Source organism: Rhizobium sp. KNZ14-9A (assembly GCF_056755015.1).
Genome location: NZ_JBPGXB010000004.1, coordinates 397,207 through 413,543, shown reverse-complemented (window position 1 = coordinate 413,543; position 16,337 = coordinate 397,207). Strand labels below are relative to the sequence as shown.

Below are 16,337 nucleotides of genomic sequence, written 5' to 3'. Positions count from 1 at the left end.
GCGTTTTATATTTGCGCGATTTGACTCAAGTCAATTCCAGGCGCGCGACGCCGGTATATGAGAACAGACGACCGAAGCATGTATCCAAATTGACGCAGGTCAAGCTGGGCAATTGCGGCATAAACGCGAAAGTCTGTATAGTGATTTCAGAAATTTCTGAAATAACAGATATAACGGAAACGACAATGAACCTTCCGCCTCTCGTTCAGTCCTTTGTCCTGCACTTCGGTGAAATGGGTTCCCGCTGGGGCATCAATCGCACGGTCGGCCAGATCTATGCCCTGCTCTACGTCTCGCCTTCGCCGCTTTGCGCCGAGGAGATCGTCGATGCGCTCGGCATATCGCGCTCGAATGTCTCCATGAGCCTTCGCGAATTGCAGGCCTGGAACCTGGTGCTTCTGCGCCACAAGCCGGATGACCGGCGCGACTTCTTCACCACACCCGATGATGTCTGGCTGATTCTCAGAACGCTTGCCGAAGAGCGCAAGAAGCGCGAGGTCGATCCCACATTATCTGTGCTGCGCGAGATCCTCATGCAGCGCCCGGCGAGCGAGGCCGAACGCCATGCGCAGGAGCGTATGAGCGAGATGCACACGCTGATCGAACAGCTGACGCATTGGTATGAAGACGTAAAACAACTTGAAACAGAAAGGCTTGCGACGTTGCTCTCGTTAGGTGCGAAAGTGACCAAATTGCTGGAGGCCAAGGACAGAGTCGTTTCGCTTGGCCGCCGCCGTCCCAATCCTGCGAACAAGAGTTAGCGCCATGGGCAGTGCTTCCTTCGACGCGAGAGACCAGCAGTTGGCCGGGATGCCGGATCGTAAGGTCGCGGCAAGCAAGCCGTCCAAGACCAAAAGCCACCTACGCGGCGCCGCGATGCTGCAAGCGTTTGCGGCTGCACTCTGGATTCCCCAGGCAGGCCTGCTCGCCTGGTCCGTCGGCCGGCTCGCCGATGGTGGAAGCCCTGCCGATATCCTCTGGTCCGCGGTCTTCATCCTGTTGCTCGGCGTCGTTAAAAGCTGTCTCGATGCGGCTGGCGGCCGCATTGCTTTTCGCGCAGCACGCGCTGAGCTCAGTGAAAAACGCGCCGCCGCCATCCGCCTGCTTGCCCGTCTTTCGCCTGTTGATGCCGGGCGCCCTGCGTCGGGTGAGGCCGCCAGCATTCTCGGCGAACAAGCTGAGCTGATCGTGCCCTATCTCTCCCGTTTCCAGCCGGCGCGGATGAAGGCAAGCCTTGTGCCGCTCATCATCCTTAGCTGCATCTTTCCGATCTCCTGGATCGCCGCGCTCGTGCTGCTGTTTGCGGCGCCGCTCATTCCGATCTTCATGGCGCTGATTGGTTGGCGCGCGCAGACTGCGAGCGAAAAGCAACTCGTCGCAACGGGCGGCCTCAACGCTTTCCTGCTCGACCGGCTGCGCGGTCTTGCGACGATCCGCTCTCTGAACGCGGTCGATGCCACGGCGCGCAGGCTTCGCGCGGAAGCAGAATCGCTTCGCACGCGCACCATGACAGTGCTGAAGATCGCTTTCCTGTCTTCGGCTGTGCTCGAACTCTTTTCGGCACTCGGCGTCGCGATGACCGCCGTCTATGTCGGCTTCAGCCTGCTCGGCGAAATCCGCTTTGGCGCCTGGTCGGGCGGCCTTGACCTTTCGCAAGGCCTGTTCGTCCTGCTGCTGGCACCGGCCTTTTTCGAGCCGCTGCGTGAACTCTCCGCCGTCTGGCATGACCGGGCCTCGGGCGAGGCCGCGCTGAAGGCGCTGGATAGGCTCGCTGCCGAAGGCATGGCGCTTCCCGATCGCCAAGAGGCAGGAGCCTTTGCCTCGAACGGGGGCCTCAATATCCGCCTGGAAAATATCAGCTTTCGCTATCAGCCGGATCATGTGCTGGTCCTTGATGGCTTCAATCTCGACATTGCCGCCGGCGAACACGTAGCGCTGCTTGGCGCCAGCGGTACCGGCAAATCAACATTGTTGTCGCTGATCGCCGGTCTGGCGCCCTGCAATGAGGGCCAGGTTCTGATTGGCGGCACAGCGACAGATCGCGGCAAAATGGCCTGGATCGGCCAGAAGCCGCATATTTTCGCAGGTACTGTTGCTGCCAATATTACGCTGGGACGACCAGGCATCACCAAGACAGAAGTCTCCAAGGCGCTCGATGCCGCAAAGCTTGGCGGTGTCGCGAATGCCTATGGACATCGCCCGCTCGGTGAAAGCGGCATCGGCCTTTCTGGCGGCGAGGCGCTGCGCCTTGCGATCGCACGAGCCGCCTGCGATCCCGATATCCGCATCATCCTCGCTGACGAGCCGACCGCACATCTCGATGCCGAGACGGCCACCGAGATCACCGAGAGCCTGCTTGCTCTTGCTGAGGGCCGCACACTGATCGTTGCAACGCACGACCCGCTGTTGGCCGCACGCATGCACCACGCGATCCGCCTTGATACGGAGCGTCTTCAGGAGGCTGCCGAATGACCACGTTCCTCAGAGACGTCAAGCCGGTCCTGCGCCTGTTCATGCAGACGCGCCGCAAGGAACTCCTGCTCGGCGCCGCACTGTCGGCTGCGACCGTCACGGCTGGCATCGCTCTGCTCGGCCTATCCGGCTGGTTCATTACCGCAACCGCGCTTGCAGGTCTCTCGGTAACCGTTGCCGCGACCTTTGACGTCTTCGCGCCATCGGCCAGCATCCGTTTCCTTGCCATCCTGCGCACGGCTGCACGCTATGGCGAAAGACTGACGACCCACAACGCGACGCTCGCCGTGCTCGCCGCCCTTCGCGAGCGCCTGTTTCGCGGCTGGGCCTCCGCCGGTGCGGCGCGCGCCCTTCTCAACCGTCCGGCCCGGCTGCTCTTCCGGCTGACCGCCGATATCGATGCGTTGGATTCGCTCTATCTTCGCATCCTGGTGCCGGCAGCCGTAGCAGTCGGCACGGCACTTGTTGCCAGCGTGACACTCGGCCTGATGCATCCGCTGTTCGGCCTGCTCTTCGGATCTTGCCTCGTTCTGGTGGGGCTTGGCCTGCCGCTCGCCGCCGGCCGGCTGGCACTGAAGCACACTCGCCGCCGCGCCTACGGCATCGAAACCATCCGGTCGCGGACCATCGATCTCGTCGCTGGGCAGACCGATCTTCTCATGGCAAACCGCCTTGCCGCACAGCAGCAGGCAATCGCCGCCGCGGACGCCTATACCGCCAAGGCCGACGACCGCCTGAACAGGATCGAGATCCGCGTGAGTTTCGGTTTCGGGCTCGTCTCGACCGCCCTGCTGGTTGGGGCATTGCTGACATCAGCGACGCTGATGCAGACGGGCACGATCACCGCACCTGTTGCCGCACTCGGCATGCTCGTCGCCTTTGCCGCAACAGAACCCTTTGCCGCATTGCGCCGCGGTGCGATGGAATTCGGCAGGACCATGCTGGCGGCCAAGCGCATCGCACCCCGTCTTTCGGCCGTTCAAGCGGATTTCACGCCCAAGGCTCCGGCCCATGAGCTCGCCTTCGCGCTGCAGAATGTGACCGTCGCCAATGATGGGGCGGCACTGCCGGCCTTGCGGGAGGTGACGTTCGAACTTCGCCGCGGTGAGCACATGGCCGTGGTCGGCAGCAGCGGCGCCGGCAAATCGACCCTGCTGTCGCTACTATCAGGCGAACTGCCGCCAAGTGCCGGCATGGCCGCAGCGCTCGACGCAACGCTGCTCACCCAGCGCACCGAGCTTTTCCAGGACACGCTGCGCGGCAACCTGCTGCTCGCGGCGCCCGATGCTGAAGATGACCGACTGCGAGACGCGCTCAGAGCCGCAGGCCTGCTTGCCGATGTCGATGCGCTGCCATCAGGCCTCGATACCCCGCTCGGCGAAGGCGGCATGGGGCTTTCCGGCGGCCAGTCGCGCCGGCTGGCGCTCGCCCGCCTCTTCCTGCGCGACACGCCGCTCTGGCTGCTCGACGAGCCGACCGAGGGGCTCGACGGCCGCACCGCCCGCGATGTGCTGCATCGCCTCGCGCTGAGAGCGGAAGGCCGCGCGCTTGTCATTGCCACACATATTCGCCGCGAAGCGGCGCTTGCAGACTTGATCGCCGTCATCGAGGACGGCCGCATCTCAGAAGTTTCGCGCCGTGGAGAGGCGGCGTTCGAAAAGGCGCTCGACCGGCTTCGGCCGGATTGAGTGAACAGGCATGCTCCGCACGGCCAGCCGGCCATGCGGAAACTTCTTGATACCCCGTGGGACCGTGGGAGTAAGACAATGGAACTAGACATCGTAGCGCTATCGCGCTTCCAATTTGCGCTGACTGCGCTTTATCACTTTCTGTTCGTGCCCTTGACGCTCGGCCTTTCCGTGCTGCTTGCCATCATGGAAACGACCTATGTCATGACCGGCCGCCAGATCTGGCGACAGATGACGAAATTCTGGGGCACGCTCTTCGGCATTAATTTCGTGCTGGGTGTCGCAACCGGTATCGTCATGGAATTCCAGTTCGGCATGAACTGGAGCTATTACAGCTATTATGTCGGCGATATTTTCGGCGCACCGCTGGCAATCGAGGGCCTGATGGCCTTTTTCCTCGAAGCGACCTTTGTCGGCCTTTTCTTCTTTGGCTGGGACAAGCTGTCGAAGGTCGGCCATCTGATCGCCACCTGGGCGGTGGCGCTCGGCTCAAATTTCTCCGCGCTCTGGATCCTCATCGCCAATGGCTGGATGCAGAACCCGGTCGGTTCCGCGCTCAATCCGCAGACGATGCGCATGGAGATAACAAGCTTCTTCGACGTGGTCTTCAACCCCGTCGCCCAGGCGAAGTTCGTCCACACGGTTTCAGCTGGCTACGTCTGCGCCTCGATCTTCGTGCTCGGCGTTTCGGCCTGGTACATGCTGAAGGGCCGGCATATCGAGCTTGCCAAGCGCTCGATGACGGTGGCCGCCTCCTTCGGTCTCGCCTCGGCACTGTCGGTGGTGGTGCTCGGTGATGAAAGCGGCTATCTCGCCACCGAAAACCAGAAGATGAAGCTCGCCGCGATCGAAGCCATGTGGAAGACGGAGCCGGCACCGGCTGCCTTCACCGCCTTCGGCTTCCCGGATCAGGAAGCACGCGAGACGCATTTCGCCGTCCATATCCCCTGGGTCATGGGCCTGATCGGCACACGCTCGCTGACGACGGAAATCCCCGGCATCGACAAGCTGGAACAGCAGGCCGAGACCCGCATCCGCGACGGCATCAAGGCCTATGATGCGCTGATGCAGATCCGTTCCGCACCGGCCCAGGATCAGGTCGCCCAGGAAGTCCGCAGTTCCTTCGAGGATCTCGGCCACGACCTTGGCTATGGTTTGCTCCTGAAGCGCTATGTCGACGATCCGCGTCAGGCGACCGACGAACAGATTGCCCAGGCGGCACGCGACACCATCCCGCATGTGCCGACGCTCTTCTGGTCGTTCCGCATCATGGTCGGCCTCGGCATGTTCTTCATCGTTCTGACGGCAACCTTCTTCTGGCTGTCGGCCCGCCGACATCTGGACAAATATCCGCTGCTGCTGCGCATCGCGGTCTTTGCCATCCCTCTGCCCTGGATCGCCATCGAGGCCGGCTGGGTGGTTGCCGAAATCGGCCGTCAGCCCTGGGTGATCGAAGGCGTGCTGCCGACGGCGGTTGCCGTCTCCAATCACGGCGCCTGGGCAGTGCTGCTCACCATCATCGGGTTTGCCGCACTCTACACGACCCTGATCATCATCGAGATGAGCCTGATGCTCAGGGCGATCCGCCAGGGGCCGGAACCGGACCACGAGCCGGAAGCCAAGCTCATTTCCGAAACCCTCGTTCCCGCGGAGTGACCTGTCATGATCCTTCATGAACTCATCGATTATGGAACCCTGCGCCTCATCTGGTGGGTGCTGCTCGGCGTGCTCTTGATCGCCTTCGCCGTCACCGACGGCTTCGACCTCGGCGTCGGAACGCTCCTGCCCTTCGTCGCCAAGACCGATGCGGAACGCCGTGTCACCATCAACACGATCGGCGCCACCTGGGAAGGCAATCAGGTCTGGCTCATCCTCGCAGGCGGCGCGATCTTCGCCGCCTGGCCGCCGCTCTACGCGGTCTCCTTCTCGGGCTTCTATCTGGCGATGTTTGCGATCCTCTTCGCGCTCATCCTGCGTCCGGTCGGCTTCAAGTATCGCTCCAAGCGCGACAGCGCGCGCTGGCGAAACGGCTGGGACTGGGCGCTCTTCATCGGCGGTTTCGTGCCGTCGCTGATCTTCGGCGTTGCCGTCGGCAACGTGTTGCAAGGCGTTCCCTTCCGCTTCGCGGACGATATGCGGATCTTCTACGAGGGCTCGTTCTTCGCGCTTCTGAACCCCTATGCCCTTCTCTGCGGCCTGCTTTCCGTCGCCATGCTGGTAATGCATGGCAGCGCATGGCTGGTGCTGAAGGCAACAGGGCCGGTTGCCGATCGCGCTCGGCGCTTCGGCAGTATCGCAGCGCTTGTGGTCATCGTGCTCTTTGCGCTCGGCGGCCTATGGCTCTGGGCCGGCGTCAGCGGTTATCGCATCACCAGCGATATCAGTCCGGTCGGCCCGTCGAACCCGCTTCTGAAGACGGTGGCGCTGGAAAGCGGTGCATGGCTTGCCAATTACGTCACCCATCCCTGGATGATCGCCGCTCCGGTACTCGGCTTCCTGGGTGCGGCGGCCGCCTTCCTTGCCATGCGAGCACGGCTGGAAGTCATGACCCTGCTCTTCAGCGACCTCTCGATAACAGGCATCATCTCGACGGTCGGTCTTTCGATGTTCCCGTTCATCCTGCCCTCTTCGCTCGACCCGAGGTCGGGCCTGACGGTCTGGGATGCATCGTCGAGCCACCAGACGCTCTTCATCATGCTGGTCGTTACGGTCATCTTCCTGCCGATCATCTTTGCCTACACCGCCTGGGTCTACAAGGTGCTGTGGGGCAAGGTCGACGAGAAGAGCATCACCGACAAAAACAGCCACGCTTACTGAGGAGACGAAACGATGTGGTATTTCGCATGGATACTCGGCCTGCCACTGGCAGCCGCCTTCGCCGTCCTCAACGCCATATGGTACGAGCTGGTGGATGACGAAGCCAAGAAAAAGGCATCGGGCGAACGCCGATAGCGAATTGAAGGGCGCGGCCCAAACCGCGCCCTTTTTCTTTCAGCTCATCGCCGCACAGCTGTCAGCCAAGCCGGTTCTGCGACCGCTCCGCAAGCTCGACAATGATGCCATCGGGATCGCGGACAAAGGCGATCCTGTTCAGCATCTCCGAATGGACGGCAAAGCGCGGCCGTTCCTTGATTTCGACGCCTGCCGCTTCCAGCTGCGCGAAGGTTTCTTCGACCTTCTCGAAATGGAAGGTGATGTGCTTGACGCCTGCCGTTCCTTCGGGAAGATCGACCGCGCGAGCGGCCCCGCCAGGCGGGGCGAAAACTTCTAGCATGCCGCCGCCAGCGTCGAGGAAGGCAACCTGCATGCCATCAGGCATCTGCTTGCGCAGCTGCAGTTTCAGCCCGAGCAGACCACAATAGAACTCGATGGCACGATCCATATTGCTGACGGTCATACCGATACGTTCGAATGATTTCAGCATCTTAACTACCTCAGACGCCTGCCGCAACGCGCCGTTCTTCTTCCGGCAGCCAGGAACGATAGAGCGGATGGTCGGCCGTGATCGGCATCGGCGTCGGTTGGCCGGAACGCTGCGAATAATAGGCGGCTGTTACGAGCTCCAGCGAATTGCGCGCATCCTGCAGGGTGACCGGCGGATCCCTGCCCTCCATAAGGGCCTGATGGAACAGCTCGAACTGGCGCGTATAACCGTCTTCCTTGGCTTCGTAGCCGGCAAGCGCTGCGTCGATGCGGGCCTGATGTTCCTCGGTCCCAGCGATGAAGGTCCAGGGATCGCGGCCCATCGTGTAGGGTTCCAGAATGCTCTCGGCGACGAGATCGCTGAAGCAGAAACGCAGCCTGGAGATTTCCTTGCGTGAGCCGAGTGTCATGGACAGCGTAGCAAGGGAGCCGTTCTGCATCTTCACCGACAGCGCGGCGGTATCTTCCACCTCGATCGGATTAACCAGCGTCGCGCCATAGGAAAACACCTCGGCACAGGGGCCATGCACATAATTCAGCATGTCATGAGCATGGATCGCATGGCCGAGCAGGCCGCCGCCGAGTTCCGTCGCCCATTTTCCGCGCCATGGCACGGCGTAATAGTCCGGCCCGCGCCACCAATGGGTCTCGATGGTGGTGAGGAAGGGCCGGCCAGCCAGGCCGCGCTCGATCAGAAGCTTCAGCTTCTGCAGGCCGCTGCCGTAGCGATACTGGAAGATCGGCATCAGCTTGCGGCCGTTCGAACGCGCCAGGATGCGCGCCATCTCGTCCACTTCGGCAATCGAGCCGAAAAGCGGCTTTTCGCAGATGACGTGCTTGCCACTTTCGATCGCCTTTTTGCAGAGCTCGAAATGCGAGTTCGGCGGCGTGGCGATATCGATGATATCGAGATCGTCGCGTGTGAAGAGCGAATCCGTATCCTGGGTATATTCAGGGATCTTGTGCTCCTCACAGAGCGACTGGCCGCGATCCGCGTCGAGAGAGCAGAGAAGGGGAACCTCGAAAAGATCGCGGTTCCAGCCGAAGCCTGTCAGATGCCGTTCTGCAATGCCCGCGCCGATGACGCCCACGCGCAGTTTCCGTGTCATGATGTTTTCCTCAGCGGGTGCCGATGCGGGCGGCCTTGGTCTGTGCTTCGATTGAAAGGCGGCAGACTTCGTAGACATGGTTCTGCGTCATCGCCGTTTCGCTGCGGTCGCGCACATCGGCGGCAAAGGCGTCGAAATAATCGAGCTTCTCGCCACTGCAATCGATATGCGTCATCTCCTTGCCGTTGACGAGGAAGAGATGATCCTTGCCGGGCCGGCCGGCGATATCGATATATTTGCGCAGCTCGATATAACCCTCGGTGCCGAGAATGGTCAGGCGTCCGTCGCCCCAGGTGGGCAGCGCCTCCGGCGTGAACCAGTCGACGCGGACATAACCGCTCGCCTTGTCGGAACGCAGCAGCACTTCGCCGAAATCCTGGAAATCAGGCTTTTCCGGCATGCCGAAATTACCAACAGAGCTTGCGACCACCTCACCCGTCGTCGAGCCGGTGTAGAACAGGAACTGGTCGACCTGATGCGAGGCAATATCGACGATGATGCCGCCAAAGGCTTCCGGATCGAAGAACCAGTCCGGCCGTGTCGGCAGCTGCAGTCGGTGTGGCCCCATGCCGAGCGTCTGGATAACCTTGCCGATCGCCCCTTCCTTCACCAGCTTGCCCGCCTTGACGGCGGAGCGCACGCAATGACGCTCGGAAAAGCAGATGGAGAAGATCTTGCCGGTCTCGGCAACGGTACGTTTGACCTCTTCCAGCTGGGCAAAGGTCGTGACACCCGGCTTGTCGGTCATCACATCCTTGCCAGCCTTCATGGCGCGGATGGCAAGGCCGGCGCGGTCGCGCGGAATGGCGGCAATGCAGATGACATCGATCGAGGGATCGGCAAAGATCTTCTCGCGATCGATCTGCGGGGCATCCGGATAGGTCTTCTCGAACATTTCGCGGATTGCAGGCACAGTCGTTTGCGGGCAATAGCCGACGAACTCGCCACCGGCCGCCAGCAATCCCTTCACATGATCGAACGTGTGCCCATGGTCGATCCCGACGACGGCAAATCTCAGCATCGCAGTATTTCCTCCCGCGAAATTTCCGGAATCGGCAGCCGCCGACCCTCCTCCATGGCGCAAAACAGACAGCGAAAGAGAAGCCCTGTCAAGGCAAGATCAGCGGTAAAACTCTTTTGCCGCATTGGTAAATATATGAAATAGAACGGTTATTTTGTATCTAAATAGTTATAAGTTATGAGGAAATGCCGCTTGGGTGCTCCATTGCGTCGCGGGCGCAAGCCGCCGATGAGAACCGCTTTTCGTCCGTTGAGACTTGCTCTTGCCCGATGAATATGCTCGATTTTCGTAGCCGTCGGGTAGGAGGACGGCAGCTATCCCTTTCTGCAGGAGCGCTCCCCGCTCCGCCCTGTGACGGAAGATCACCATGTCCCATTCTCCCCTCGATGCTACCGCTTCGGGTGGCCTGTTTGTCGGCCGCGCCTGGAATCCTGATGTTGTCGGACCGAGCACCGTGACGCTTCGCGACGGCGCACTTGTCGATATCACCTCGGCCGAAGCGCCGACGCTTAGCGCGCTGCTGGAACGAGCCGATGCGGCAGAGTTCGTCCGGGCCGCCACCGGCAGGGTGCTTGGCACGCTGGAGGCGATTGCCGCCAACAGCACAGGCAAGCCCGATGCGAGCAAGGCCTATCTCCTGGCGCCGGCGGACCTGCAGGCAATCAAGGCCTGCGGCGTGACCTTCGCCCAGTCGATGATCGAACGCGTCATCGAGGAGAAGGCGGCTGGTAATCCGGATCGCGCTGCCTCTATCCGCGAACGCGTCAGCACGCTGATCGGCGGTAGCCTGACCAACATCAAGGCCGGTTCGCCGGAAGCGCAAGAGGTTAAGCAAGCTCTGATCGAAGAAGGCATCTGGTCGCAATATCTTGAGGTCGGCATCGGCCCTGACGCCGAGGTCTTCACCAAGTCGCCGGTTCTCTCATCCGTCGGCTGGGGCTCGGACGTCGGCCTTCACCCAATCTCGACCTGGAACAATCCGGAGCCTGAAATCGTGCTGGCGGTCAACAGCCGCGGCGAGATCAAGGGCGCCACGCTCGGCAACGACGTGAACTTGCGCGATGTCGAAGGCCGCTCCGCGCTGCTGCTTGGAAAGGCGAAAGACAACAACGCTTCCTGCTCCATCGGTCCTTTCATCCGTCTGTTTGATGCGAGCTACAGCCTCGACGATGTACGCAAGGCCGAGCTCGACCTCAAGGTCACTGGCACGGATGGTTTCGTGCTGCATGGCAAGAGCTCCATGTCGCAGATCAGCCGCGATCCAACCGATCTCGTCAAGCAGACGGTTGGCGCTCATCACCAATATCCGGATGGTTTCATGCTGTTCCTCGGCACGCTCTTTGCGCCGACGCAGGATCGCGACGCGAAGAACCAAGGTTTCACGCACAAGATCGGCGACGTCGTGGAAATCTCGTCGGCCGGCCTTGGCGCGCTGGTCAATACGGTGAGGCTTTCCACAGAATGCCCACCCTGGACCTTTGGCATCTCGTCGCTGATGGGCAATCTCGCAAAGCGCGGGCTGATCTGAGCTACTGGTTTCGCCTGATACCCTGCAGCAGGTCGAGAACGGAGTTTGCGGCCTCGAGCACATTCGTACCTGGACCGAACACGGCGGCAACGCCGTGTTCGTGCAGGAATTCATAGTCCTGCCGCGGAATGACGCCGCCGCAGACGACGATGATATCGCCGCCGCCCTGTTCCTTCAGCTTATCGATAAGCTGTGGCAATAGCGTCCGGTGACCAGCGGCGAGCGACGAAACGCCGACGACATTGACCTTCTCGCCGAGCGCCATGCTGGCCGCTTCTTCGGGTGTCTGGAACAGCGGGCCGGCGAGAACGTCGAAACCGACATCGCCGAAAGCGGAGGCAATGACCTTGGCACCGCGGTCATGCCCATCCTGGCCGAGCTTGGCGACCATAATCTTCGGCTTGCGGCCAATGGCCTCGGTGACTTCCGCCATACGCACCTTGAGCACGTCAAGCTCCGGCTCGTCCCGGTAGGCCGCACCATAGATGCCGCGGATGACCTTGGGCGTCGCAAAATGATCGCCGAAGACCTCGCGCATCGCATCGGAGATTTCGCCGACCGTGGCGCGCGCCCGCGCCGCTTCAACGGCGGCCGCAAGCAGATTGCCATTGCCGCTGCGGGCAATCTCCAGAAGCGCTTCCAGTGTTTCCTTGACCTTCACGCCGTCGCGCCGCCGCTTGGTTTCCTCGATGCGGCGGATCTGAGCGGTGCGTACCGCGCTGTTGTCGATTTCAAGAATGTCGATCGTCTGTTCGGTCTCCAGCCGGTATTTGTTGACGCCGACAATGACCTCGTCGCCCTTGTCGACCGCGGCCTGGCGACGGGCGGCGGCTTCCTCGATCAGCCGCTTCGGCAAGCCTTCATTGACGGCCTTCGTCATGCCACCGAGCGCCTCGACCTCTTCGATCAACGCCCAGGCCTTGTCAGCCAGTTCCTTCGTCAAGCTCTCCACGTAGTACGAGCCGGCGAGCGGGTCGACGACGTTGGTAACGCCGGTCTCGTGCTGCAGAATGAGCTGCGTATTGCGGGCAATACGCGCGGAAAACTCCGTCGGGAGCGCGATCGCCTCATCGAAGGAATTCGTGTGCAGCGACTGCGTGCCGCCGAGCACGGCGGACATGGCTTCAAAAGCAGTGCGGATGATGTTGTTGTAGGGATCCTGCTCCTGCAGCGACACACCCGATGTCTGGCAGTGGGTGCGCAGCATCAGCGAAGACGCTTTCTTCGGCTGGAACTCCTCCATGACGCGGGTCCAGAGCAGGCGGGCAGCGCGAAGCTTGGCCGCCTCCATGAAAAAATTCATGCCGATCGCGAAGAAGAAGGAGAGCCGGCCGGCGAAATCATCAACATTCAGCCCCTTGGCGATCGCCGCACGCACATATTCGCGCCCGTCGGCGAGGGTGAAGGCAAGCTCCTGCACCAACGTCGCGCCAGCCTCCTGCATGTGATAGCCGGAGATCGAAATGGAATTGAATTTCGGCATCTCCTTCGCCGTATATTCGATGATATCGGCGACGATGCGCATCGAGGGTTCCGGTGGGTAAATATAGGTGTTGCGGACCATGAACTCCTTGAGGATATCGTTCTGGATGGTCCCGGAAAGCTCCGCCTTCGAAACGCCCTGCTCCTCGCCGGCAACGATGAAATTCGCAAGAATCGGGATGACCGCGCCATTCATGGTCATGGACACGGACATATCCTGCAGCGGAATGCCGTCGAAGAGGATCTTCATGTCCTCGACGCTGTCGATCGCAACACCCGCCTTGCCGACATCGCCGACGACGCGGGGATGATCGCTGTCATAGCCGCGATGGGTGGCAAGATCGAAGGCGACGGAGAGACCCTTCTGGCCCGCAGCAAGGTTACGACGATAGAAGGCGTTGGATGCCTCGGCGGTCGAAAAGCCGGCATATTGCCGGATCGTCCAGGGCCGGCCGGCATACATGGTGGCGCGCGGACCGCGCGTGAAAGGCGCAAAGCCCGGTAGGCTGTCCGCATCCGTGCCGTTCAGATCGGCGGCCGTGTAGAGCGGTTTGACGTCGATGCCTTCGGGCGTGTGCCAGGTCAGCGTATCCGGTGCTGCGCGCAACTCCTTTTCCGCCAGCGCCTCCCAGTCCGACAGCGTCTTCTTCGTCATATCATCCTCCGCATCGTCTGCGCACCACGCTACCACCATGCGGTGACGCGGCGCGATACAGCCTTAGGATAATTTCATCGGCAAGGCGATGATAGACGTTCAGCGATGCGCGGCCCAGGGCACGAACAACCGCTCGATCAGCCGTGCCAGGATCTCGAGCAGGAAGGCAATCGCGGCAATGACGATGATCCCGCCGATGACGATATCGGTCACCAGGAACTGCGCCGCAGACTGGATCATAAAGCCGAGGCCTTGGCTTGCCGCAACGAGTTCGGCTGCGACCAGCGTCGACCAGCCGGCACCGAGCGCAATGCGCGTCCCCGTCAGGATCGACGGAATGGCGCCCGGAAGAATGACGTGCAACAGCGCCTGCAGCCGGTTCGCCCCGAAGGAGCGGGCGGCGTTGACGAAATCGCCTGGCGCGGATTTGACGCCTGATGCCGTCGACAGGATGATCGGCGGCAGCATTGCGAGGGAGATGACGGTGACCTTCGACGCCTCGCCGATGCCGACCCAGATGATGATCAGCGGTAGATAGGCAAGCGGCGGCAGGGGCCGCAGGAATTCGACAATCGGATCAAGGATGCCCTTGCCGATGCGGCTGGTTGCGATGGCAAGACCTGCCGGCACACCGATGATGAGCGAGACGGCAAGCGCTGAAAAGATGCGCAGCAGGCTTGCGAGCGTATGTTCGGCAAGCGTGGAATCGACGAAGCCGTTGACCGCGACATTGGCAAGCGATTTCGCCACGACAAGCGGCGACGGCAGGAAGACCGGAGAAACCGCGCCATAGGCTGAAGCAAGGCTCCAGCCGGCGATGATAACGGCAATCGTCGCGAGCGAGATCGGCAGCGTGCCGCGGCGTTTCGGCCGCGCCTCTACCGGTCGATCCGACACCGCGGTTGTGAGTGCTTCCGCCTCGACGCTCATGCGGCAATCTCCTCTTCATCCGCGTGGATGAGTGCGGTCAGTTCGTCATGCAGATGTTTGAACGCAGTAAGCGCCTTGATCTCCTTGACGCTTCTGCCTTCGAGCAACGCCTTGCCAAACTCGGTCTTGATGTCGGCGACGATACGGCCGGGATTGGGCGCCAGCACGATGATGCGTGTTGCAAGCAACAGAGCCTCGTCAATGCTGTGGGTGATCAGCAGGGCACCCGTTTTGCTTTCTGCCCAGACATCCAGCAGGAATTTCTGCATGCGGCTGCGTGTCAGCGCGTCGAGCGCACCGAGCGGCTCATCAAGCAACAGGAAGCGAGGGCCGGAGGCGAGCGCGCGGGCGATGCCGACGCGCTGGCGCATGCCGCCTGAGAGTTCCCAGATATTCTTGTGACCCGCGCCATCGAGCCCGACTTTCACCAGCAGTTCTTCCGCGCGGCGCTGTCTCTCCCCTTTCGAGATGCCTTGAAGCCTCAGTGGAAAGGCCACGTTGCCGCCGGCGGTCAGCCAGGGATAGAGCGCGTCATCCTGAAACACGACAGCCCGGTCTACGCCCGGCCCGTCTATCTCTTTGCCGTCGACCAGCACGCGTCCCTCGCTCGGCTCAATGAAACCTGCAGCAATATTGAGAAGACTAGTCTTGCCGGAACCGGAACGGCCAATGACAACCACGAATTCGTCCGAAGTGATATGTAGGTTGACGCCATCGAGCACACGTCTCTTCCGACGACTACCTGCCTCGGCATAATCGAGCGACAGGGACTGTAGTGAAAGTATGCTCATATGGGCATCACCTGTTTGAGAAAAACCGGCGCAGCCGAAGCCACGCCGGGACCCTTGGGAGGATCAAAGACCTGCCTTGGCTGCTTGCTTGACCCAGCGGTCGGAAACATAGGGGCTGTAGTCCTTCAAAACGCCGGGGATCTTGCCCTGATCGAGGAGGAAGGCCGAGGTTTCAGCAACGGCCTTCGTCGTACCGCCACCGAGGAGATCGGCGCTGGCCTGCTCCTTCAGGCTCGGGAAAGTGTAGCCCTTGAGAAGAGCCGGCACTTCATCGGTCTTGGCGCCGGTGAGCTTGGCAATCTTTTCGGCTTCCGGTGATTTCGCATTCCAGCTATCTGGATTGGCGAGGTAGGAAGCATAAGCCGCACCCGTGACCTTCACGAAGCCGGTGACGACTTCAGGATGGGCCTCGGCAAATTTCTTGCTGACGATCCAGGCATCGAAGGTCGGGCCGCCCCACTTGGCGACATCGGCGGACGTGGCGAGCACGCTGCCGCTCTTCTTAAGCTGCGCCAGGACCGGATCCCAGACATAGGCGCCATCGATGTCACCGCGTTCCCAGGCGGCGGCGATTTCCGGCGGACGCAGGTTGAGGATCTGCACCGACTTCGGATCGACCTTCCAATGCTTCAGCGCCGTCAGCAGGCTATAATGCGCGGTCGAAACGAAGGGCGTGGCGATCTTCTTGCCCTTCAAATCTTCGGGCTTGGTGATACCCTTGACGGCGAGCGCTTCGGCGTCGCTTATGAGACCGACGACATAGATCGTCTCGATCGGCAGTTCGCGGCTGGCGGCAGCGGCAAGCGGCGATGAGCCGACATAACCGATATCGATGGAACCGGAAGCGATGGCGGTGATGACATCGGCGCCGCTATCGAATTTCTGCCAGTTGATCTTGGCCTTGGTCTCCTTTTCATAGGTACCGTCGGCCTGCGGTACGCGGGACGGCTCGACGATCGGCTGGTAGCCGATATTCAGCGTGACGTCGGCAGCGTGGGCCGCATAGGTGGTCAAGGTGAGGACAGCGGCAGCGGCCGTACCCAGAAGGTTGCGTCGGTTGATTTTCATATCCCTCTCCCGCAATGTTCAAAATCATTCCACCCCGGAATGTGGTTAGATCATTGTAAAATTCATAGATTTTATAGAGATAGAAAATTCCCGGAATCGGGCATGCGAGATAATTTGCTTCTAAATAGTGAGAGAGAACCGGTGGTTTCCCGATCTGCCCGATAATTCCA

At 61.2% G+C, this 16,337-nt stretch carries 14 protein-coding genes; 7 read left to right on the top strand and 7 right to left on the bottom strand.

All coding sequences use genetic code 11. The features are described from left to right. Positions 1-185: 185 nt before the first annotated feature. From ACR9ZQ_RS32310 to cydX, 6 genes are all read left to right on the top strand, one after another. Complete coding sequence (locus ACR9ZQ_RS32310; protein WP_007815869.1) at positions 186-761, top strand: GbsR/MarR family transcriptional regulator; 576 nt, start codon at positions 186-188, stop codon at positions 759-761. Between the two features lie 4 nt (positions 762-765). Then, positions 766-2,472, top strand: a complete 1,707-nt coding sequence (cydD, locus tag ACR9ZQ_RS32305) for a thiol reductant ABC exporter subunit CydD (RefSeq protein ID WP_481429693.1) — start codon at positions 766-768, stop codon at positions 2,470-2,472. Next, positions 2,469-4,160 carry an amino acid ABC transporter ATP-binding/permease protein gene (locus ACR9ZQ_RS32300; RefSeq protein ID WP_481429692.1) on the top strand — a complete coding sequence of 564 codons (1,692 nt, stop codon included), beginning with the start codon at positions 2,469-2,471 and terminating at the stop codon, positions 4,158-4,160. Before cydD ends, ACR9ZQ_RS32300 begins: the two co-directional genes overlap by 4 nt. Positions 4,161-4,238: 78 nt before the next feature. Next, complete coding sequence (locus tag ACR9ZQ_RS32295; RefSeq protein WP_481429691.1) at positions 4,239-5,816, top strand: cytochrome ubiquinol oxidase subunit I; 1,578 nt, start codon at positions 4,239-4,241, stop codon at positions 5,814-5,816. Between the two features lie 6 nt (positions 5,817-5,822). Further along, entirely contained in the window at positions 5,823-6,977 is a 1,155-nt protein-coding gene (gene cydB, locus ACR9ZQ_RS32290) for a cytochrome d ubiquinol oxidase subunit II (protein ID WP_481429690.1), read from the top strand. A 12-nt stretch (positions 6,978-6,989) separates the two neighbouring features. Next, on the top strand, positions 6,990-7,112 hold the full coding sequence (gene cydX, locus ACR9ZQ_RS32285) for a cytochrome bd-I oxidase subunit CydX (protein ID WP_007815879.1): 123 nt from the start codon (positions 6,990-6,992) through the stop codon (positions 7,110-7,112). Positions 7,113-7,173: 61 nt separating this feature from the next. Here the strand turns inward: cydX and ACR9ZQ_RS32280 are convergent, their stop codons facing one another. Genes ACR9ZQ_RS32280 through ACR9ZQ_RS32270 form a run of 3 tightly spaced genes read right to left on the bottom strand, consistent with a single transcriptional unit; the run spans position 7,174 to position 9,713 of the window. After that, entirely contained in the window at positions 7,174-7,584 is a 411-nt protein-coding gene (locus ACR9ZQ_RS32280; RefSeq protein WP_481429689.1) for a VOC family protein, read from the bottom strand. Between the two features lie 10 nt (positions 7,585-7,594). Then, positions 7,595-8,692 carry a Gfo/Idh/MocA family protein gene (locus ACR9ZQ_RS32275; protein WP_310381901.1) on the bottom strand — a complete coding sequence of 366 codons (1,098 nt, stop codon included), beginning with the start codon at positions 8,690-8,692 and terminating at the stop codon, positions 7,595-7,597. A 10-nt stretch (positions 8,693-8,702) separates the two neighbouring features. Beyond that, positions 8,703-9,713 (bottom strand): Gfo/Idh/MocA family protein, encoded by a 1,011-nt coding sequence (locus ACR9ZQ_RS32270; RefSeq protein ID WP_481429688.1) that lies wholly within the window; start codon positions 9,711-9,713, stop codon positions 8,703-8,705. 367 nt (positions 9,714-10,080) lie between these two features. On the opposite strand from ACR9ZQ_RS32270, the gene ACR9ZQ_RS32265 reads away from it, so the two are divergent. Beyond that, a complete protein-coding gene (locus tag ACR9ZQ_RS32265) occupies positions 10,081-11,241 on the top strand; it encodes a fumarylacetoacetate hydrolase family protein (protein ID WP_310381897.1) in 1,161 nt (386 codons plus the stop codon). 1 nt (position 11,242) lies between these two features. Here ACR9ZQ_RS32265 and scpA read toward each other — a convergent pair whose 3' ends face one another. The 4 genes from scpA to tauA form a co-directional block, all read right to left on the bottom strand. Beyond that, positions 11,243-13,378 (bottom strand): methylmalonyl-CoA mutase, encoded by a 2,136-nt coding sequence (gene scpA, locus ACR9ZQ_RS32260; RefSeq protein WP_481429687.1) that lies wholly within the window; start codon positions 13,376-13,378, stop codon positions 11,243-11,245. A gap of 99 nt (positions 13,379-13,477) precedes the next feature. Next, positions 13,478-14,308, bottom strand: a complete 831-nt coding sequence (locus ACR9ZQ_RS32255; RefSeq protein ID WP_481429686.1) for an ABC transporter permease subunit — start codon at positions 14,306-14,308, stop codon at positions 13,478-13,480. Then, positions 14,305-15,099: a taurine ABC transporter ATP-binding protein gene (locus ACR9ZQ_RS32250; RefSeq protein ID WP_481429685.1), complete on the bottom strand. Its 795-nt coding sequence runs from the start codon at positions 15,097-15,099 to the stop codon at positions 14,305-14,307. Before ACR9ZQ_RS32250 ends, ACR9ZQ_RS32255 begins: the two co-directional genes overlap by 4 nt. A 63-nt stretch (positions 15,100-15,162) precedes the next feature. After that, on the bottom strand, positions 15,163-16,167 hold the full coding sequence (gene tauA / locus ACR9ZQ_RS32245; protein ID WP_481429684.1) for a taurine ABC transporter substrate-binding protein: 1,005 nt from the start codon (positions 16,165-16,167) through the stop codon (positions 15,163-15,165). Between the last annotated feature and the right edge of the window lie 170 nt (positions 16,168-16,337).